General features: G+C 60.1%; 17 protein-coding genes. 14 read left to right on the top strand and 3 right to left on the bottom strand.

Annotation, left to right across the window (positions count from 1 at the left end; all coding sequences use genetic code 11):
• Positions 1-3: 3 nt before the first annotated feature.
• Complete coding sequence (locus CHY22_RS06380) at positions 4-1,329, bottom strand: 6-phospho-alpha-glucosidase (RefSeq protein ID WP_089573123.1); 1,326 nt, start codon at positions 1,327-1,329, stop codon at positions 4-6.
• A 243-nt stretch (positions 1,330-1,572) separates the two neighbouring features.
• Entirely contained in the window at positions 1,573-2,811 is a 1,239-nt protein-coding gene (locus CHY22_RS06375) for an MFS transporter (protein ID WP_233502836.1), read from the bottom strand.
• Positions 2,812-2,963: 152 nt separating this feature from the next.
• On the opposite strand from CHY22_RS06375, the gene idi reads away from it, so the two are divergent.
• Positions 2,964-3,911, top strand: a complete 948-nt coding sequence (gene idi / locus CHY22_RS06370; RefSeq protein ID WP_158551173.1) for an isopentenyl-diphosphate Delta-isomerase — start codon at positions 2,964-2,966, stop codon at positions 3,909-3,911.
• 19 nt (positions 3,912-3,930) lie between these two features.
• Here idi and CHY22_RS06365 read toward each other — a convergent pair whose 3' ends face one another.
• A complete protein-coding gene (locus tag CHY22_RS06365) occupies positions 3,931-4,725 on the bottom strand; it encodes an IclR family transcriptional regulator (protein ID WP_089573121.1) in 795 nt (264 codons plus the stop codon).
• Between the two features lie 236 nt (positions 4,726-4,961).
• On the opposite strand from CHY22_RS06365, the gene CHY22_RS06360 reads away from it, so the two are divergent.
• The 13 genes from CHY22_RS06360 to CHY22_RS06300 all read left to right on the top strand — a co-directional run bounded on the left by CHY22_RS06360 (position 4,962) and on the right by CHY22_RS06300 (position 19,850).
• A complete protein-coding gene (locus tag CHY22_RS06360) occupies positions 4,962-6,227 on the top strand; it encodes an acyltransferase (protein ID WP_089573120.1) in 1,266 nt (421 codons plus the stop codon).
• Positions 6,228-6,235: 8 nt separating this feature from the next.
• A complete protein-coding gene (gene buk, locus CHY22_RS06355) occupies positions 6,236-7,351 on the top strand; it encodes a butyrate kinase (RefSeq protein ID WP_089573119.1) in 1,116 nt (371 codons plus the stop codon).
• 3 nt (positions 7,352-7,354) lie between these two features.
• On the top strand, positions 7,355-8,254 hold the full coding sequence (locus tag CHY22_RS06350; protein ID WP_089573118.1) for a phosphate acyltransferase: 900 nt from the start codon (positions 7,355-7,357) through the stop codon (positions 8,252-8,254).
• A gap of 258 nt (positions 8,255-8,512) precedes the next feature.
• Entirely contained in the window at positions 8,513-9,970 is a 1,458-nt protein-coding gene (locus CHY22_RS06345) for an SLC13 family permease (RefSeq protein WP_199408754.1), read from the top strand.
• 143 nt (positions 9,971-10,113) lie between these two features.
• On the top strand, positions 10,114-11,604 hold the full coding sequence (locus tag CHY22_RS06340; RefSeq protein WP_089573117.1) for a UbiD family decarboxylase: 1,491 nt from the start codon (positions 10,114-10,116) through the stop codon (positions 11,602-11,604).
• A 199-nt stretch (positions 11,605-11,803) separates the two neighbouring features.
• Positions 11,804-12,382 carry a UbiX family flavin prenyltransferase gene (locus tag CHY22_RS06335; RefSeq protein WP_089573116.1) on the top strand — a complete coding sequence of 193 codons (579 nt, stop codon included), beginning with the start codon at positions 11,804-11,806 and terminating at the stop codon, positions 12,380-12,382.
• Positions 12,383-12,462: 80 nt separating this feature from the next.
• On the top strand, positions 12,463-13,332 hold the full coding sequence (locus CHY22_RS06330) for a MerR family transcriptional regulator (protein ID WP_089573115.1): 870 nt from the start codon (positions 12,463-12,465) through the stop codon (positions 13,330-13,332).
• A 143-nt stretch (positions 13,333-13,475) separates the two neighbouring features.
• Positions 13,476-14,792 (top strand): ATP-binding protein, encoded by a 1,317-nt coding sequence (locus CHY22_RS06325; RefSeq protein ID WP_233502835.1) that lies wholly within the window; start codon positions 13,476-13,478, stop codon positions 14,790-14,792.
• Between the two features lie 115 nt (positions 14,793-14,907).
• Positions 14,908-15,777 (top strand): hypothetical protein, encoded by an 870-nt coding sequence (locus tag CHY22_RS06320; protein ID WP_089573114.1) that lies wholly within the window; start codon positions 14,908-14,910, stop codon positions 15,775-15,777.
• Positions 15,778-15,856: 79 nt separating this feature from the next.
• On the top strand, positions 15,857-16,750 hold the full coding sequence (locus CHY22_RS06315; RefSeq protein WP_089573113.1) for an aldose 1-epimerase family protein: 894 nt from the start codon (positions 15,857-15,859) through the stop codon (positions 16,748-16,750).
• Positions 16,751-16,957: 207 nt separating this feature from the next.
• Positions 16,958-17,884, top strand: coding sequence for a transporter substrate-binding domain-containing protein (locus CHY22_RS06310; RefSeq protein WP_089573112.1), 927 nt, complete (start codon positions 16,958-16,960; stop codon positions 17,882-17,884).
• A gap of 9 nt (positions 17,885-17,893) precedes the next feature.
• A complete protein-coding gene (locus tag CHY22_RS06305; protein ID WP_089573111.1) occupies positions 17,894-19,042 on the top strand; it encodes an amino acid ABC transporter permease in 1,149 nt (382 codons plus the stop codon).
• Positions 19,043-19,064: 22 nt separating this feature from the next.
• Positions 19,065-19,850 (top strand): amino acid ABC transporter ATP-binding protein, encoded by a 786-nt coding sequence (locus CHY22_RS06300; RefSeq protein WP_089573110.1) that lies wholly within the window; start codon positions 19,065-19,067, stop codon positions 19,848-19,850.
• Positions 19,851-19,900: the final 50 nt, after the last annotated feature.

The raw sequence follows: 19,900 nt of genomic DNA, 5'->3' as shown, positions 1-19,900 counted from the left end.
GAGTTAGGACAGGGTCGGCCAATAATCGCCGTTCGCTTCGATCAGGTCGTCGAGGATTTGGCGCGCGACGGTAGTCGAAGGGACGGTCTTGTTGATTGCGATGGCTTCGAGCGCCTTCTGGTAGGAATGCTCGTAATATGCGTCGACGGCGAGCTTCTCACTGGCATTCTGCTCTTCGATAAGCCCCTTGTAGAAGGTGGGGATAGCAGGCTGGCTGATGGGTTCGGGACCCCAGGAGCGCAGGTAGGCGGGGACCTCGACCATGGCGTCGTCGGGCAGATTGGGGATGGCGCCGTTATTCTCGACGATTACGAGATAACGTTCGCACTTGTTGTAGGCGATAGAGGCGGCTGCGTCGACGATAAAGTCGCCAAAGACCGTGAAGCTCTGTACGGGGCTCTTGTAATTGGCGGGATCTGCCAGGTACTTGTCGTGCTCGGCAAACATCTCCTTCTCGCGTCCGTTGATGACGTTGTCGGCGCGCGTCCAGTTGGGGTCCATGTCATCTGCCATGTCTTTGGAGTACAGGTAGTACTGCAGGTAGCTGTTGGGCAGATACTCGGGATAGTCCTTCACAATCTTGACGTATTGACCCCAGGTGTGCATCCAGTCCTTGTCCTTGTGATGCTTGTCGCTCACGGCCATGCCGTGCTCGAGAATCATCTGACGGAGCTCCGGCAGACGATCGCGCCCCTGCTTGTCGTATATTTTGGTAAACCAGCCAAAGTGATTGAGTCCAAAATACATGGGGTCGATATCGCGCCAGCTGGGAAGTCCGAGCATCTTAGAGTACGAGAGCAAGATAGCCGTGGGCATATCGCAGATGTTAAGGATATGGTCGTTGCCAAACTCGCGACGTGTGGCCTCGGCGACAACTGCGGCGGGGTTGGAATAGTTGAGGATCCAGGCGTCTGGACTATATTTCTTGGCGTAGCGTACGAGGTCGAAGACGCCGGGGATGGACCTGATGCCATAGGAGATCGAACCGCCGGCGCCGCAGGTTTCCTGTCCCACGCAACCGTACTTGAGAGGGATGCGCTCGTCCTGGCGACGCATCTGAAGGCCACCCTGGCGGATTTGCGCGAAGACGAAGTCGACATCGGTGAATGCCTTTTCGGGATCGGTCGTCACGACAACTTCGATGTCAGGAGCTTCCTGCTCGATGAACTGCTTCATGATGTCGTAGACGAGATGCATGCGCTTCTCGTCGATGTCGTACAGGGCGAGTTTGCGCAGCGGTAATTCGTTTTTCTTCTGCAACAGGCTCTGGATGATGCCGGGAGTGTGGGTGCTGCCGGCTCCGGCGATTACAACTGCTTTCTTGTCCATGTGGTAAACCCCTTTCGTGTGGATTGACCACTTCAGACTACGAAAGCTCTACCTGCGATTCCATCGATTTTCAGATTGCGAAAAACGATAGCGATAATCTTAACAGGATGCGTTTTGCGTGGTTAAATAGCGCCGGGAAAGATGCTGACTTGGGCGGCAGACGACGTGTTGCATGGCTGCAGGAGCGAACGCCACACGGTCAAAAGATGGTGGGCGGTGCTGCGGCTTTTGGCTGCAATTGCGCTACCCGCGGTGGCGCTCCCAGCGAGCCAGCTTAATCGTCACCAGTGTAAGTGCCCAGGCTACAAGCGAGAACGCAGCGCCCACGGCGCCTACGTAGGCAATGCCAACGCTGCTCACCACGGCGCCGCCCACTGCGGTGCCAAACGAAATGCCGACGTTAAACGCCATGGGTTCTACCGAGCTCGCGAGTACCATCGATTTGGGATGGCGGCTGCGCGCCACGTCCATAAAGTGCGTGATGCATGACACCGAGAACAGGTACATGAGCAGCGCTAGGCTAAAGACAAAGACCAGCGCGAGCGGCATGGTGTCGCCCACGGCAAACAGCCCGAGTAACGCCGCAGCTTGCAGCACAAACGTCACAAGCAGCGCCTTCATGCCAAAGCGCGCGTCGATCCATCCGCCCAAGATGTTCGAGACCAGGCAGAACACGCCGTAGGCCATAAGCGTGGTGCTCGCCTGAACAGTGCCCATGCCCAGCACCTGCTCAAGATAAGGCGTCACGTAGCCGTAGAACACATAGACCGATCCCACGCCAAACAAAAAGATGAGCATGCCGGTGATGATGCTCGGTTCGCGTAGCAGACCCGCCTGCTCGCGGAAGGTAGCGGGTTCGTCGGTCTGTCCGGCGCGCGGCATAAACGCCACGAGCGCTCCGCAGATCAAAACGGCAAAGGTCAGCGTGCCGTACATGGCCACGTGCCAGTCGAGCGTGTCGGCCACAAACTTGCCAATCGAGGTCACAAAGACCATCGCCACGGAAAACGCGCCGTACACGACCGAGATGGCAAGCGAAGTTTGCTGCGGGGACAGCAGCTCGGGGATGTACGTCACGCCCACGGCGAGCAGTGCGCCCGAGACGGATCCCAGGACAATGCGCGAGATAAACAGTACCTGGAAGTTGGGCGCCAACGCCATGACCAGATTGCCGAGCACAAAGATAATGCTGTAGCACACGAGCAGCTGGTAACGACGGAAGCGCCCCGTGCTGAGCGCAAGCACCGGCGTCGCGATGGCGTAGACCAGTGCAAAAACGCTGATGAGCTGGCCCGCAGCGGCAAGCGATATGCCGAGTTCCGTCGCCAAGTCACTTTCGATGCCGATGACCACGAACTCGGAGCAGCCGAGCGAGAATCCCAGCAGCACGAGCAGCGCCAGGCAGAGCCTGGTGCGCGCGGGGGAGAGCGCGGCGGCGGTTGACTTACTTTTAGGCGTGGTTGCGGCGGTCAAGGTTGTCACTCCAATGTCGCATGAATAAGCGGGATTCAATCCCTGCAACTCTAACAGAATGTGTCAGGTGCCTGCCTCCTTTGTCGCAGGCTGCGCTTGCCTGTATAGTCGCAATACAGGCGAAGATGGTCTCAGGTACATTGCGGGCGACAGGAGATCCCATGGGTATGCACACGACAAAGGTTGTAGTGGGCGAGGGCAAGTTTGCGCTCGAGGCCCAGTTGACGGTGACGCCGCGAGGCATGGCGGTGTACGCCTGCTCGCCGGAGTTTGCGCACCTGGGCGCCACGGCACAGGCCATTCCGCGTCCCGAGCCCGGCCGTACGGCGACGGTGAGCATCCTGGCCGTTCCGTGCCATCGAGACGAGATCCCGGCGCACGATATCGCGGCGGCGCTGGCCACGCGCTTTGGCGTGCCGGTCGTTGCAAGCACGGGTTTTCATGTTGAACAGGCGAGCGGGGACGACCTGCAGCGCGTGCTCGACACCACCAAGGAGCTCATCGCCGCGCTCGAGGAAGACGCCGCCCGCATTCTGCGTGCCGGCTGGGATGAGGGCGGCGCGGGCGCCGAGGTCGTGGCGGTCGATGCCGCGACCGGCGAGGCGCTTGGCCCCGTCGATCGCATCGAAGCCCATACGGGGGAGGGCGTCCTGCACCAGGCATTTCTGACGCTTCTGGTCGAGGGGTGGGGCGAGGGCGCGCGCCTGCTGCTCTGCCGTCGCAGTCCGCTCAAGCGCCTGTGGGGCGGGGTGCTGGCCGACAGCTGCGCCGGCCATCCGCTCCCCGGGGAAGACGTTGCCGCCGCCACGGCGCGTCGCATCAACGAAGAGCTTGGCGTTACGCGCGGGCCCGATCAGCTCAAGCACCTCGGTCACGTGGTGTACCGCGAGGACCATGGCGACGGCCGCTGCGAGTGCGAATGGTGCGAGGTGTTCGCAGCCCATGTTGAGCCGGGCGAGCTGCATATCAACCAAGAGGAGATCTCGGAAGTGCGCCGCGTGGCTCCGTCCGAGCTCAAAGGCTACCTGCAGGGTCACCCCGAGCAGCTGGCCCCCTGGCTCCGCGAGGCTCTCGGCGACCCATCCATCCGTACGGCCCTCGCCATGTGACAAAGGGATGGCCCCTTTGTCACATCTGCTGAGCGTCTGGATGGTAGCCCAGGTCACCGGAAATATCGGCGGCAAGCGCGATAACGGCTTGTGACAGTTCGTCCGTGCGCTCGGCAATCGTTTGCGAGAGCGCGACGATGCCGCATGCGGCCACGCAGGTGCCTCGGTAATCGAAAATAGGTGCGGCGATACTGCCAAAGCCGGGGTAGCGATCGTTGACATCCAAGGCATAACCGTCGCGTTTTACCTGCTCGAGAAGTGCGGCGAGCTCCGCTTCGCTTGTAACCGAGCTGTTCGTATAGCTGACGTAGTCAACGCCGCGCAGGTGCTCCTCTCGCTCGGAATCGGGAAGGTTCGCGAGAATGGCACGCCCCATGGCGGTCGAGTGCGCGCGCGGGCTCATGCCAACGCGGCCGGTGATCTGCAGGTCGCGGAGCGGAGTCTCGACGTCGATGGTGACGGCTCGAGAGCCCGAGAGCCTTGCCAGGTGCGTAGACAGGCCTTGCTCCGTGCAAAACTCTCTCAGCCGGGGTCGTGCCGTATCGGCAAGATCTTGTCGTGCGATAACGGAGCTACCCAGATAGAGCAGCTTAAGCCCCAGCGAGTATCGTGCCTCGGAATCCTTACAGATGAAGTCGTTCACTTCCAGCGTGTGCAGCATGCGGAACAGCGATGTTTTGCCAAAGGACGTCGATCGATCGAGCTCGGCGAGCGTCATGGGGCCCTTGACGGCGAGCGTGTCCAAAAGCGAAAGCGTGTTATTGACGGAACCCAACAGATACTTGTCGTCTGATCCGGAGGTCCGTTCTGCCATAAAATCACCCGTTTCTCTATGCGTAACAAACAAATCATAGCAAAAAGCAACGTTCACAGAAAATATTCTACGTTGAAGGGATTCTCGTTCACATACCAAGAAATCTATGGTAAATAATGGTTCGTAATAAGAAATGACGTTTCGTATAAAGAAACAATCAACGAAACAGCCTGGCCGGGGTCATTTCTCAATGTGAAACTGCTCGCAACTATGAGCAAAACGGAAAGGTGGGAACGATGGCGGAAACTGCCATTGCAAAGCCCAAGAAGCAGCGCAACTATGCGGTCGACTTTTGGCGATTCTTTGCCACGCTGGCGGTCTTTTGGGGACACTACCAGCTCAACTATCGATTCACGTTTATGCAGGATCATTCCTGGAATGCCGAGGGCATTCTCTTTACCGAGGGTAATATCCTGGGCGTCTTCCTGATCTTCACCGGCTTCTTCATGATGAAGTCCTATGAGGGCAAGAAGCGTCGCGGTCTCACGAATAAGCCCGCGCGCACCCAGGCGGTCGACTACCTTAAGACCCGTTACCTCGGCCTCTGGCCGGCGCTTTTCCTGGGCGTCGTCATCGGTTTTGTCGTTAACGTCTTTGCCGAGTACGACGGTCACAGCATGGGCAACCTCATCTACACCAACGGCGAGTCGTTCGGCGGCATCGCTGACGTGATGTACAACCTCTTGTCGTCTATCCTGCAGTTTGCCGGCCTCGACGCCACGGGCATCCTTGGCCAGCTCGGCATCAGCTTCGCTTGGAACATTCCGCTGTGGTACATCTCTGCCATCTTCGTGGGCGGCTACTTCCTTTACTACCTGCTTGCCAAGAACGAGGACATTTTCACCGGCTTCATCGCTCCGTTTATCGTCGTTTCCTTCGCCGCCGTCTGGTGCCTCAACGAGGGCCTCGAGATGAACGACCGCCGCGTCCTGTTCTGCGGCATCGTCGAGAACGCCCTGGCCTTCGGCGTTTGGGGTATGTGCATCGGCGTGGTCTGCTACAAGCCTTACGAGCGTCTTCGCACCATGGTCCTCACCAACAAGGGCAAGACCATCCTCACTATCGTCCACCTCTTCTTCTTCTGCACGCTCGTGTACTGGGAGGTCGTCGGTAACACCTGGCGTGGCACCGCCGAGATGTTCATCGATATTTGGGCCGTTATCACCTGCGCATTTGCGATTGCCAACCAGGATTACCTCACGAGTAAGGTCCTCAACCACAAGATCTTCTCCACGCTCGGTGAGTACTCGCTCTACTTCTTCATCTGCCACATGCCCATCCTCGAGCTGTTCAACAAGTACTATCCGATGGTCCCGACCGCAAACGATTACTATTCTTCGCTTGCCATTGCGTTTGCGATTACCGCTGTTGCCGGCCTGGTGGCCATGTTCATCTGCAAGAAGGGCATTCAGCCGCTGCTCTATAAGCTCGACGCCAACATTCAGGCCGCGACCAAGCGCGGCGAGGAGGAGCGCGCCGCAGCTGCCCAGAAGGCTGCGTAGGTCTAATTATGGAAGATAAGACGTACAAGATCCTCGCTATCAATCTGGGTTCCACGAGCACCAAGATCGCGTATTTCGAGAACGATGAGTGCAAGATCCGCGAGTCGCTTTCGCACGATGCCGATGCATTGGCTGCATGTGGTTCCGACATTTGGGCACAGTATGACCTGCGCGAGCAGTCTGTCCTGGCCTTTATGGAAGAGCACGGTATTGAGCTCGACGAGCTCGATGCCATCAGCAGCCGTGGCGGCAATATCGAGCCGACGACGGGCGGCACCTACCGCATTAACCAGGCCATGCGCTCCGAGACCCGCAGCTGCCTGTGGGGAACGCACGTGAGCCACCTGGGCGTCGAGATCGCCTTCCGTCTGACGGAGCGCTCCGACCATGCGGTGCCCGTAACGACCGATCTTCCCACGACCGATGAGTTTGAGCCGCTTGCTCGCTATACCGGTCTGGTCGAGATTCAGCGCGAGAGCAAGTTTCAGGCCCTTAACCACCGTGCCATGGCACGTGCCTACGCCGATAAGATTGGCCGCGCATACGAGGACCTGAACTTGATCATGGTCATGATGGGCGGCGGCATTACCGTCGCGAGTCACAAGCGCGGCCTGATGGTCGACGCTCAGGACGGCCTGGGCGGAGACGGCGCGTTCTCCAACAACCGCTGCTGCGGCGTTCCCAGCGCGGCCCTGGTTGACCTGTGCTACTCGGGCGAGTTTACGCACGAGCAGATGAAGCGTCACCTCAACGGCGAGGCGGGCCTCATGGCCTATACGGGCACTACGGATATCCGTGCGCTCGTGTCCCGTGCCGAGGCGGGCGACAGCAAGGTCGCCGAGGCGCTCGACGCTATGTGCTACCAGGCGTCCAAGGACATCGGCGCCCACGCGACTGTTCTGTGTGGCAAGGTCGATGCCATTGTGCTGACCGGTGGCATGGCCAACGCCGCGTATCTGGTCGACCGTATCATCGAGCGCGTCGGCTTTATCGCCCCCGTGGTCGTTATGCCCGGAGAGCGCGAGATGGAATCGCTCGGAACCAACGCGTACCGTGCGCTTTCCGGCCAGATCGAGCTCAAGGAGTTTAAGCCCCAGCAAATCGTTCCCGAATGGGTGTGGTAGGAGATGACGGTATATAAGTCGTTTGACGATATCGAGCGCGCGGTGCTCGAATCGGGGAAAAAGGCGCGCATCGCCATGGCATGTGCGCAGGACCCCGACGGTCTCGCCGCCGTTGTCGATGCGCATCGGCGCGGCGTTATCGAGGCTACGCTCATTGGCGATGTCGACAGAATCCAGGAGCTCCTGAGCGCCGCGGGTGAGAATGCGGACGAATACACGATCATCGCATGCGACGATGAGCTCGCCGCTGGCAAGATGGCGGTATCGATGGTTCGCTCCGGCGAGGCCGATATTCCCATGAAGGGCCTTATGATGACGGCGAACTTCATGCGCGCCATCTTGGATAAGCAGGATGGCCTGCTGCCCCCGGGCAAGTTGCTGTCGCAGGCGACGGTTTTGGAGTGGCCGGCACAGAACAAGATGATGGTCATTTCTGACTGCGCCGTGAACATTTCGCCCAATTTGGACCAAAAGGTTCAGATCACCCGCAACGCCATAGATTTGGCACACCTGCTGGGCTACGAGCATCCCAACGTTGGCGTGCTCAGTGCCCTCGAGGTCGTTAAGGACAAAATCCCGAGTACGGTCGATGCACGCGCGATTGCCGATATGGATTGGCCCGACGCTTGCGTGGGCGGTCCCTTTGCGCTTGATAACGCCATTTCGCCGGAGGCGGCGGCCCTGAAGGGCGTCACGCACCCGGCAGCCGGTAAATGCGACGTGCTCATTGTCCCCGATCTGCCGTCCGGCAACATCTTTACCAAGAGCCTGACGTTTTTCGCCGAGCTCAAGAGCGCCGGTTCGCTCAACGGCACGACTCATCCCGTGGTCATGACGAGCCGAACCGATACGCCCGAGGATAAGTACTACTCGATTTTGGTGGCAATCGCCAAGACGCTCTAATTGTTCCTCTCCCTCTCTCGATGAGTGCGGTTTTCGCGCCTTGTTGCTCAATTTGTCTCCGGGGCAACGCCGGGGCCGAAAGCCGCAGCTCGTCAATGGAATCAATGGCGCGGATTTTTTTCTTCCCATCCAAAAAATCCCGCTTGACTGTATTGCAACAACACAGCGCAACGTAAGGGGCGTCCGATAACGGGCGCCCCTTTTTAAGCGGCAACGTGGTTGCGAATCCGGAGCGCCCCCAACAAGAAAGGTGGGGAGATGGAAGCGGAAAAGAAGGCGTTTAAGATCACCAAGCGCGAAATTGGCTTTGTGCTGGGTATCGTTGTCTTTTTGCTGGTGAAGTTTCTTCCTTTGGCGGAGCTGAGCTCGACGGTCGAGCTTACGGTCGGCGGTCAGACCTGTCTGGCGTTGACGCTCGCCACGGTGGTGTTCTGGGCGTGTGGCGTGGCGCAGCCGGGCTTTGTGGGCCTGCTCTATTGCGCGCTGCTCGTTCTGTTCAAGGTGTGCGTGGACGACACGGGTGCCGCGAGCATCTCGGCGACGGTCGCCTCCACGTTTAGCTCGTGGACCAAAGCCACCATGTGGCTCGTCATTGGTGCCTACCTCATCGCCAGCGCGGTCAAGGAGTCAGGCCTGGGCGAGCGCATCGCCTATGCGTTTATGCTCAAGTTCGTGCGCGACGCCAAGTCGCTCATCATCTCGATCTTCGCGCTCACCTTTGTGCTGTCGCTGCTGATCCCGCATCCGTTCCCCCGCGCCTTCCTCATCCTCGCCGTCGTCTCGGTCATCGCCGAGTCCGCCGGCTACGGTGACGACGACAAGGGTAAGCTCGGCTTCCTCGTGTTTGCCGCTGCTGCCCCGGGCTCCATGTTCTTCCTGACGGGCGACTCCACACTCAACCCGCTCGTCGCGCAGTACAGCGCCGAGGCCGGCGGCATGAGCCCGTCCTTCGTCGACTGGTTCCTGTACATGAGCGTGCCTATGCTGGTCGCGCTGCTGTGCACCCTGTTCCTGGGCCTCTTCCTCTTTAAGCCCAGCAAGGAGCTCGTTTACGATCGCGAGCAGATCGTGGCCAAGCAGGCCGCGCTCGGCAAGCTCTCCGTCAAGGAGATCCGCGCCATCGTGTGGCTTGTCATCGCCATCGCGCTGTGGCTTACCGTCTCGGGCGATTACATCGGCTGGGTGACACTTGCCATCGGTGTCGCGCTCGCCATGCCCATCATCGGCGAGGTTCTCACTCCTGCCAGCTGGAACGCTGTCGACATCAAGTCCCTCATGTTCCTGACGGCCGCCATGGCCGTGGGTTCCGTGGGCGGCGCCACCGGCATGAACGCCTGGATCGCCGACGTCGTGCTTCCCAGCTCCGTGCCCGAGAACATCTTCCTGTTCGCCCTGCTCGTCGCCGCGCTCTCCATGATCATCCACATGTTCATGGGCTCGGTCATGGCCGTGCTCGGTGTGTGCGTGCCGGCGTTCATCAGCTTCGCGGCCGGCTCCAGCGTAAGCCCGCTTGCCGTGGCGCTCATCGTCTTCACGTCCATCAACATCCACTACATCCTGCCGTTCCACAACCTGCCGATCCTTATCGGCGAGGGCAAGGACGCCGGCGGCTACACCTCCAAAGAGGCCATGCGCATGGGTATTCCCCTCACCGCGGTCGTCTTTATCGTCGTGCTGGTCGAGGCCGCCTGGTTCCATCTCTTTGGCCTGATGTAAGCGGCCGAGCGCTTGGGCTGCAAACAGCCGAGTGCTTGAACCGCGAGTTGCCAAGCGCTCAATCTATAAGCGCTGCGGCCCCACTACGTTACCCAGCCCGGCGGCACTCCCGTCGCCGGGCACTCTCCCGAAAGGAGCACGCTATGTCCACTACCGATGCTTCCCAGATCCACGACCTGCGCTCCGCACTCGACTTTTTGCGCGAGATGCCGGGCCAGCTGCTCGAGACCGACACCCAGGTCGACCCGGACGCCGAGGTCTCGGGCGTCTATCGCCACGTCGGTGCCGGCGGTACCGTTATGCGTCCGACCAAAGAGGGTCCGGCGATGGTCTTCAACAACGTCAAGGGCTTTGACGATGCCAAGGTCTGCATCGGCATGCTTGCCAGCCGCAAGCGCGTTGCCGCCCTGCTCGACCTGGACGAGGAGCACCTGGGCCTCGAGATCGGCAAGCGCTTCGAGAACCTGATCGCGCCCAAGCAGATCGCCGAGGGCGCGCACATCGACTGCCAGGAGGTTGTGTACAAGGCGAACGACGAGGGCTTTGACCTGCGCAGGATCGTCCCCGCTCCCACCAACACGCCCGTCGACGGCGGCCCCTACATCACCATGGGTCTCGCCTATGGCACGAGCCCCGACGGCTCTCAGTCCGACGTGACCATCCACCGCTTCTCCTGCGTCGACAAGGACAAGCTCGCCATGTGGATCACCCCGGGCAGCCGTCACCTTGGCGCTTTCTTTGACGAGTACTGCCAGCGCGGCGAGGACATGCCCATTTCCATCTCCATCGGCCTGGACCCCGCCGTGTACATGTGCTGCGGCTTCGAGGCTCCCACCACGCCGCTCGGCTTTAACGAGCTGCAGATCGCCGGCGCCCTGCGCGGCCACGCTGTCGAGCTTGCCGACTGCGTCACCGTTCCGCAAAAGTGCATTGCCAATGCCGAGTACGTGCTCGAGGGCTACCTCATGCACGACGAGACCATCAACGAGGACGTCAACGGCCACGGCTACGCCATGCCCGAGTTCCCCGGCTACACCGGCGGCGCCAAGGTATGCCCGGTGATCAAGATCACCGCCGTCACCACGCGCGTCAACCCCATTATGGAGAGCTGCATCGGACCTTCGCACGAGCACGTTTCCATGGCCGGTATCCCCACCGAGGCTTCCATCTACAAGATGGTCGAGACCGCTATCCCGGGCCGCCTGCTCAACGTCCACGCCGCTCCCTGCGGCGGCGGCAAGTTCGTTGCTATCATGCAGTTCAAGAAGTCGAGCAAAAATGACGAGGGCCGCCAGCGCAACGCCGCCATGCTCGCCTTCTCGGCGTTCTCCGAGCTCAAGCACGTGATCCTGGTCGACGAGGATGTCGACATCTTCGACATGAGCGACGTGATGTGGGCCATGACCACGCGCTTCCAGGCCGACGTGGACCTCATCACCATTCCCGGCTGCCACTGCCACGTGCTCGACCCGTCCAACGATCCCGCGTTCGATCCCACGATCCGCGAGCACGGCATCGCCTGCAAGGCCATCTTCGACTGCACGGTCCCGTTCAACCTTAAGAAGAACTTCATCCGCTCGCAGTTCATGGAAATCGACAAGGACAAATGGGCTAGGGAGATTGCGGCGTTTTAACAAACGCCGCACCGGTCGACGCTGCGCCCGCGCCTGGCGGACAATCTGCCCCTCAGCTGCGAAGGCATGGGCATAAGCCCTATGCCTTCTTGTTTCGGGGCACCTTGTCTCGCCAGGCGCGCGCTCGCTGACATTGCCCGACCTATAGCCGCCATTTTGTTGTTGCTGGTAAGCCCTACCAAGTAGTCAAGGAGTTGTCATGCCTGAGCCTTCTGTCCGTCCCCGTCGCATTGTTGTTGGCGTGTCTGGCGCCAGCGGTGCCGCGCTGGGTCTTGAGTGTCTCAAATGCCTGCGTCAGGCTGGCGCCGAGTCGGCGCTTGTCGTCACACGCGGGGGAGAGATCACCATCGAGCAGGAGCTCGGCATGACGCTCGACGAGTTTGCGTGCTATGCCGATGTGGTCTACGACAACAAAAACATCGGCGCCGCCATCGCAAGCGGAACCTATCCGGTCGACGGCATGATCGTGGCGCCCTGCTCCATGAAGACCCTCGCCGGCATCGCGAGCGGCTACAGCGAAAACCTGCTGCTGCGCGCGGCCGACGTGCAGATGAAAGAGCAGCGCCGCCTGGTGCTCATGGTGCGCGAGACGCCCTTCAGCGCCATTCACGTCGATAACATGGCGCGCCTGGCGCGCGTGCCCGGCATCATGCTCATGCCGCCTATGCTCACGTTTTACAACGGCCCCGCCACGCTCGATGACGCGGTGCATCACATCGCCGCCAAGGCGCTCGAGGCCGTCGGCGTGCCATGTGCAAACTATAAGCGCTGGTCATAGGCGTCTTTAGGGTAGGATACGAATAGTGTTTAAGCCCGCTGCCCCTGTGGGCGGCGGGCTTTGGTGTGTCGGGAGGATCTATGCAGACGGGCATGTATGCGATTAGCGAGATGGCGAGCTTGTTTAACGTTTCGCGCCAAACGCTCATCTACTACGACAAGATCGGCCTGTTTAAGCCCGCCGTGGTTAACGAAAAAGGCTACCGTTTCTATTCGCCCACGCAGATCCCGCTCATGCGTCTGATCTGCATGCTGCGCGACCTGGGGCTCGAACTCGACGAGATTGACCGCCTGACCTCGACGTTCGACATTGGCGAGATGACCGATCACCTGCGCTCGCGGGTGCAGGCGCTCGATGAACAGATCGCCGGGCTCAAAGCCGAGCGCGCGAGTGTGCAGGAGCGTCTGAGCTTTTACGACGAGGCGGTTTACTGGCGCGAGCGCGAGGGCAAGCCGGAGCTCAAACAGTTTGAGCGCCGCTACGTGGTCTTTGAGGAGTTTCCGGGCGATATCGAGCGCGGCCGCTCGATGCTTCACCCCACGCTCATGCGGGCGATTCTGCGCATGCGTACGTTGACGGGCACGCGCCCCATGCGCGGCTGGGGCGCCATGCTGCGTCGCGAGGCGCTGCATTCCGACGACCCTATTGCCGGCGCCGGCTCCTTTGCCGTGCTGCCGCGCGGTGCCGAGGAGCTGCTGCCGAGCGATCCCGCCGAGCTGGCAGAGATTGGCATCGAGGTGCTGCCCGCAGGCACGTATCTGTGCATGAGCCGCTGGGGTATGCCGTACGAGCCTGAGGGCATCCGCGCCATCGTTGCCTGCATGGACAAGCACGCGCTCCTGCCCATTGGCAACGCCTTCGACTTTTGCTACCTCGATACCACGAGCTACGACGAGTCCCACCAAGAGGACTTCTGCTGCATCCAAATCCCCGTCACCCTCGCAATGTGACAAAGGGACAGTCCCTTTGTCACAGCCACGTCCATTTCTTAGAAACATGCAAAATCTGCAAGTTTCTAAGGTGGCATCTTATAAACTTGCAAATAATGCAAGTTTATAAGTTTTCATGTCTGGACGGGCGCTAGGGAGACTCTATGAACATCGTTCGCCGAAGCCGCTATCTCGATCGACTCATTGCTTTTCAGGATACCGACCTCATCAAAATCGTGACGGGTATACGCCGTTGCGGCAAATCCACGTTATTGGACATGATGAGGGAGCACCTGGCGCAACAGGGGGTGCCGGCCGAGCGTTTGCTGACCTTTAAGATGGAATCTCTAGAGTATGCGGGGATTACAGATTACCTGACGTTTTATCGCATGGTTCGGGAGCGCGTTGACGGTGTCGATCGCCCCTATCTATTCTTTGACGAGCTCCAGAATGTCGAGGGCTGGGAAAAGGCGGTTAACTCGCTTCGAATTGATTTGCCGTGCGATATCTATGTCACGGGCTCCAATGCCTTTTTGCTATCGAGCGAGCTTGCAACGCTTATCTCGGGCCGGTATATCGAGGTCAAGATGCAGCCGCTCACGTTTGGCGAGTATCTTGATTTTCGCTCGATTGATGCGGTCGTCGCCGAAGGGCTCGGCGAGAGGGCCGAGCTCGTTTCCAAGACGGGCGATCGCCTTAATTCAAACACCGTGCTCGAGCAGTACATAACCTATGGCGGCATGCCGTTTCTGGCTCATGACGAGCCGAGACGCGAACCGTGCCGCGACTACATCCGCAGCCTCTATCAGACGATTGTCGCGCGCGATATCCTATTGCGCGCGACGCGTAGAGGTCGCGGAGCTATCACCAAGCGCGACGTTCTCGAGCGGCTCTGTGCGTATCTGGCAGACAACATCTCCAATCAAACCTCGGTCAACAAAATCGTAGGGACGCTCAACGAATCATCGGGCGGTAAGACCAACGCACTGACGGTGTCGGCGTATATTGACGCTCTGGAAGAGACGTACCTGTTTACCAAGGTAAAAAGGTATGACGTCAAGGGGCGGGAGCTTCTCAAGACAGGCGGTAAATATTACATAGCCGATACGGGAATCCGCAGCTATCTTGACGGATATAGAGGCAGCGATAGCGGAAGGATGCTCGAGAACGTTATCTACAACCAGCTTGTCTTTGAAGGATACGAAGTGTTTTGCGGCCATCTGCGCGCGGGGGAAATCGACTTTGTCGCAATCGGCGAGGGATCGGACCGTAAATATATCCAGGTTACCGAACGGATCGATGCCGAGGCGACCAGAGAGCGCGAGCTGCGACCGCTCAAACTAAACACGCTGGGAAAAATCCCTGATTCGTACGAGAAGATCCTGATCGTCAGGGATGGTGAGCATCCAACAGACATCGACGGCATCAGAATCGTAGGGGCGGTCGACTTCTTGCTGAGAAACAAGATCGCCCACGGCTAAACGCAAAATGTGACAAAGGGATAGTCCCTTTGTCACATTCCATGCGAGCCGCCGTGCCATCTGGGGGTATAAGGCTAGCAAGTGTTTTATTTGCGAGGCCTAAGGGGCGCCCCGTATGGATATCGATAACTTTGAATGGTGGTATAGCGAGGGCGAGGCTCCGGACGAAGAGTGGGACGAGCCCGCGCCGTGTGACATGTCGAGCGACGAGGACGAGACCGGCAACGATACCGCTGTCGAGCCTGACGCCGCCTCCGATGCCGCCGAGTCCCTGACCTTTGAACAGGCCTGGGCCCAGGCCGAGGCCGACGAGGCGAAGGCCGATGCCACGGCCACGCTCGGCGAGCCGGCTGATATGTCGATCTCGCCGGCAAAGACCCCACAGCCGCGCCATAACATCGACCCCGGCAGCACGGCATCCTTCAGCATACTCGACGTGCCCGCGCAGGGTGCCCAGGCACCCGCGCCCACACGTCGCCCCGACCTGGCTCGCGAGGAGGACGCGGGCCGTCGCTCTCCGCTCGGCCCCATCCTCATCGCCTTCATGGCCGGCGTTATCGCATGCTCGGTAATTGGAAACGTCTGGAGCCATGTTGAACAACAACGAAAAGACGCCGCCAAGGTCGAGATGTCCGTCGAACAATCGCTCAGCCGCACGCGCTCGGTGCATGTATCGGTCGAAGTCAAGGACGGCGCGACGTGGGACACCGCGCGCGGCGACAGCCAGATGCTCGTCCATATCGTGGGTCGCACGCTCAAGGGGCAAGCGATCGACGAGTACCAATACGTCAATTCCGAAGGTGACGGCATCGAGCTCAAGCCCGGCGACTACGAGCTCACGGTCGATGAGCCGCCCGTCGCCACCGACGGCACGCGTTACCGTGCCTCAAAGCGCATGGTTCCGGTGAGTTTTAATTCACAGGCGCCCGATACGGTCGATAGCACGCCGCAGGGCGGGTTTGACCTTTACGCTATTGCTCAATAACTGCACCTGTCGCTCAACCCCGCCGCCAAGAGTGGGACAATAGCCCTCGACACCGTTGTTTACTATTGGAGGAAGTAGCATGTCCACCGTCACTACCATCAAGCGCGGCGGCCTCACCGCGGCCATCGATTCCATGGGTGCCCAGCTCACGAGCCTTGCCCTCAACGGCAACGAGTATCTGTGGCAGGGCGACCCGGCCTTTTGGGGCAAGCATGCGCCTATCCTGTTCCCCATCGTGGGATCGCTGCGCAACAACATGGCGACATCTGCGGCCGGCACCTGCGAGATGCCGCGCCACGGACTCGCTCGCATCGTCGAGCACAAGTTGGTCGAGGTTTCGGAGGACGGCTCCTCGGTAACGTACGAGATCACTGACACGCCCGAGTCGCTCAAGGCGTTCCCGTTCCACTTTAAGCTCAACATGACCTATGCCCTGACCGGCGACGCCACGCTTACCCAGACCTTTGCCGTTACGAACACCGGCGACGTGGACCTGCCGTTCTCGGTGGGCGGCCACCCCGCATTTAACGTGCCCGCCCCCGGTGCCGAGGACGAGGTATTCGAGGATTACGAGCTGGCGTTTACCGAGGCCTGGACGAACGAGGCTCCCATCATCACGCCCGACGGTCTCATGACGTTCGAGGGTAGCTACAAGGCTCCCGATAACTCGGACGTGCTGCCCATCACGCACCGCAGCTTCGATAACGATGCCATCATGTTCACCGATACTCCGGGCTCCACGCTCACGCTGCGCGGCCGCAAGTCGGGCCACGGCGTCAAGATCGACTTTGAGGGCTTTAAGTACATCGGCGTGTGGTCTGCCGCCAACGACGCTCCGTTTGTGGCGCTCGAGCCCTGGACCGGCCACACCACCATGGACACCGAGGACGATGTCTTTGAGCACAAGGTCAACACCATCACGTTGGCACCGGGCGCTACCGATAAACGTAGCTTTAGCGTCACCTTGCTCTAGATGTGACAAAGGGACAGTCCCTTTGTCCCTTCCTGCCCGCTAAGCCTCCCTGCCACATCCGGCAGGGAGGCTTTTTGGTAGGTAGCCATTGGGGATGTTCTTAAACGACTACTGTGTGTCTATTAATTTTTCGCGCACATGCCGCGTTGCTGGTTGCGGGCGTATATCCTGTCTTATTGTCAGCAAAGCAAAACAGGAAGGCATCAGATGCAACCTCGACTACAGCGCGACGCGCAGGCCCAGCCGGTGTGCAGTCGTCGCATCTTCTTGGGTAGCGCCCTCGCTGCGAGCGCAACCGTTGTCGCCGGCGCGCTTGCCGGCTGCCAGCGTCCGTCCACACTCAAGGTGGTCCAGCCCACGACGGGCGGCGGTCGCGATGACCTGTCCGATTCTGTGATCGGCAAGGATAAGATCCGCATTGGCATGGAGGCGGCCTACGCCCCGTACAACTGGCAGGTTTCCGAGGCCAGCGAGGTCACGATCCCCATCGATAACGTGCAGGGAGCCTACGCCGATGGCTACGACGTGCAGATCGCCAAGATCGTCTGCAAGGCTCTCGGCGGCGAGCCCGTTGCCGTCAAGCAGAGCTTCTCGGGCCTTATCGACTCGCTCAACAACGGCCAGATTGACCTCATCATCGCCGGCATGAGCGCCACGCCCGAGCGCGAGGAGTCCGTCGGCTTTTCCGACCCGTACTTCATTGGCTACTTTGGCCTGTTCGTAAAAGAGGGCTCGCCCTACCAAAACGCCACCAAGCTCAGCGACTTCAGCGGTGCCACGGTGCTCGGCCAAAAGGACACCATGCTCGATACCGTCATCGACGAGATTCCGGGCGTTGTGCACAAGAACCCGGTCGATTCGGTCCCCACGGTGTTCTCGAATCTGCTGCAGGGCACGTGCGACGCCGTGACCTACAACACTGAGAACGAAAAGGGCTATATGGCCCAAAATCCCGGTATCGTCCCCATCCACTTTGCCGAGGGCGAGGGCTTTAAGCAGGAGGTCACGGCAAATGTCGGTTGCCGCAAGGGCTCGGACAAACTGCTTAAGCTCATCGACAAGACACTCAAGGGCATTAGCCAAGAGGAGCGCGACCAAATGTGGGACGCGTGCCTCGACCGTCAGCCGGCATAGGGAGGCAGCATGAAAGCCATCAACCGTCTGGCCTCCTTTATCAAGGCCGACCACCGTTATGTATACCTGGGCACGAGCGTCATCGCGGCGCTCGGCCTGGCGTTTAGCCAGCGCAACCCCACACCGCTGAGCTTCTTAGCCCCCACCGGTATCTTCCAGGATTGCCTTTGGGCGATTCTTTGGGCCTGGATTGTCGTGTCGGCAGCGGCGCTTGTCACCAAGCTTATGCACTGGAGTGACTATCGCGAAAAGTCGCCGTTCGCATCCGAGCGTTTCCGCCGCGGCGCGCGCCTGGGTAGCTATGTTGTGGTCGCTATCGCGGCGATCTTCTTTATCGACCGCTGCGTCATGTCGTTTATCGACCTGGTGCAGGTGAGCATTGTCTCGGATTCCAACCCCAGCGACTTTTTGTCGAGCTTGGTCTACATGACCTACAAGAGTGGCGACTTCTTTATCCGCGGTATCGAGATCACCATCGCGCTTGCGACCTTCGGTACCGTCATCGCATTCTTCCTGGCGCTGCTCTTTGTGTTCCTGCGTATTCAGACCTTTGACCGCGTGGACAACGACCTGGTGCGCTTCTTTAAGAGTATCGGCCGCGGCTTTGCGACCATCTACTCCACCATCGTGCGCGGCACGCCCATGATGGTCCAGGGCCTGCTCATCTATTACGCGGGCTTTACCGTTTTGCGCGGCATGGGCTTCGAGACCGCTCAGGCCAACCAGATCTGGAGTACCTTCACCGCCGGCCTCGTCACCATCTCGCTCAACTCCACCGCCTACATGATGGAGGTCCTGCGCGGCGGCATCGAGTCCATCGATCCCGGCCAGGCCGAGGCAGCGCGCTCGCTGGGCCTGTCGCAGTGGCAGGCCATGCGCAAAGTCGTGTTCCCCCAAGGCATTAAAAACGCGATTCCGGCGCTCACCAACGAGCTCATCATCAACATTAAGGACTCGTCGGTGCTCTCGGTCATCGGCGTGTTCGACCTTATGTACGCTACTACCACGGTCGCCGGCGTGTACTACCGCCAGATGGAGGTCTACTGCGTGGCGCTCGTGGTCTACCTGATCCTGACACTCGTGGCGAGCCGCCTGCTCGAAGCCTTTGGCAAAAAGCTGGGCGCCGAGGCCCCTGCCACGCTGCCCAGCTCCAACTAGGCGCAAGACGAGGAGAATCATCATGGCAGATACCGCCACTACCGGCACTGCGGCAGCCGTGCAAAACCAAGAGCCGCTTATCCGCGTCGAGGGCCTGCGCAAGAGCTTTGGCTCACTCGAGGTACTCAAGGGCATCGACCTGTCCGTCAATTCCGGTGAGGTTGTCACCATCATCGGCGCCTCGGGCTCGGGCAAATCGACCTTCCTGCGCTGCCTCAACCTGCTCGAGACCCCGGACGCGGGCCACATCTGGTTCCACGGCCAGGACCTCACGGCCGAGCGCTGCAACATCAACAAATTGCGCGAGGACATCGGCATGGTGTTCCAGGGCTTTAACCTGTTCAACAACATGGATGTGCTCGACAACTGCACGCTCGCGCCCGTCACGCTCAAAAAGATGAGCAAGGCCGAGGCCGAGAAGGTCGCGATGGAGCATCTGACGAGCGTGGGACTCGAAAAGTTCGCGCACGCCGCCGTTGGCCGCCTGTCCGGTGGTCAAAAACAGCGCGTGGCCATCGCTCGTGCCCTATGTATGAATCCGCAGATCATGCTGTTCGACGAGCCGACCTCCGCGCTCGACCCCGAGATCGTGGGCGAGGTGCTCGAGGTCATGCGCAAGCTCGCCGCCGACGGCATGACCATGGTCGTCGTCACGCACGAGATGGCCTTTGCCCGCACGGTGTCCGACCGCGTGGTCTTTATGGACAAGGGCGTGGTGCTCGAGGATGCCGCGCCGGCCGAGCTCTTCGGCAACCCCAAACACCAGCGCACTCGTGAGTTCCTCTCTCGCTATCTCGAGGACAAATAACCGACCGCAAACGCTTACGTTGCAGGGCCGCTCCCGTGGGGCGGCCTTTG

Source organism: Collinsella sp. TF06-26 (assembly GCF_002232035.1).
Lineage (GTDB): Bacteria > Actinomycetota > Coriobacteriia > Coriobacteriales > Coriobacteriaceae > Collinsella.
The sequence above is the reverse complement of the archived record's forward strand: the minus strand, read 5'-3'. Positions and strand labels throughout refer to the sequence as shown.

What these genes read in the sequence shown, in the direction of transcription:
- CHY22_RS06380 (WP_089573123.1), bottom strand. Translation starts at nt 1,329, where the DNA reads ATGGACAAGAAAGCAGTTGTAATCGCCGGAGCCGGCAGCACCCACACT.
- idi (WP_158551173.1), top strand. Translation starts at nt 2,964, where the DNA reads ATGGGTATGCACACGACAAAGGTTGTAGTGGGCGAGGGCAAGTTTGCG.
- CHY22_RS06365 (WP_089573121.1), bottom strand. Translation starts at nt 4,725, where the DNA reads ATGGCAGAACGGACCTCCGGATCAGACGACAAGTATCTGTTGGGTTCC.
- CHY22_RS06360 (WP_089573120.1), top strand. Translation starts at nt 4,962, where the DNA reads ATGGCGGAAACTGCCATTGCAAAGCCCAAGAAGCAGCGCAACTATGCG.
- buk (WP_089573119.1), top strand. Translation starts at nt 6,236, where the DNA reads ATGGAAGATAAGACGTACAAGATCCTCGCTATCAATCTGGGTTCCACG.
- CHY22_RS06350 (WP_089573118.1), top strand. Translation starts at nt 7,355, where the DNA reads ATGACGGTATATAAGTCGTTTGACGATATCGAGCGCGCGGTGCTCGAA.
- CHY22_RS06345 (WP_199408754.1), top strand. Translation starts at nt 8,513, where the DNA reads ATGGAAGCGGAAAAGAAGGCGTTTAAGATCACCAAGCGCGAAATTGGC.
- CHY22_RS06340 (WP_089573117.1), top strand. Translation starts at nt 10,114, where the DNA reads ATGTCCACTACCGATGCTTCCCAGATCCACGACCTGCGCTCCGCACTC.
- CHY22_RS06335 (WP_089573116.1), top strand. Translation starts at nt 11,804, where the DNA reads ATGCCTGAGCCTTCTGTCCGTCCCCGTCGCATTGTTGTTGGCGTGTCT.
- CHY22_RS06330 (WP_089573115.1), top strand. Translation starts at nt 12,463, where the DNA reads ATGCAGACGGGCATGTATGCGATTAGCGAGATGGCGAGCTTGTTTAAC.
- CHY22_RS06325 (WP_233502835.1), top strand. Translation starts at nt 13,476, where the DNA reads ATGAACATCGTTCGCCGAAGCCGCTATCTCGATCGACTCATTGCTTTT.
- CHY22_RS06320 (WP_089573114.1), top strand. Translation starts at nt 14,908, where the DNA reads ATGGATATCGATAACTTTGAATGGTGGTATAGCGAGGGCGAGGCTCCG.
- CHY22_RS06315 (WP_089573113.1), top strand. Translation starts at nt 15,857, where the DNA reads ATGTCCACCGTCACTACCATCAAGCGCGGCGGCCTCACCGCGGCCATC.
- CHY22_RS06310 (WP_089573112.1), top strand. Translation starts at nt 16,958, where the DNA reads ATGCAACCTCGACTACAGCGCGACGCGCAGGCCCAGCCGGTGTGCAGT.
- CHY22_RS06305 (WP_089573111.1), top strand. Translation starts at nt 17,894, where the DNA reads ATGAAAGCCATCAACCGTCTGGCCTCCTTTATCAAGGCCGACCACCGT.
- CHY22_RS06300 (WP_089573110.1), top strand. Translation starts at nt 19,065, where the DNA reads ATGGCAGATACCGCCACTACCGGCACTGCGGCAGCCGTGCAAAACCAA.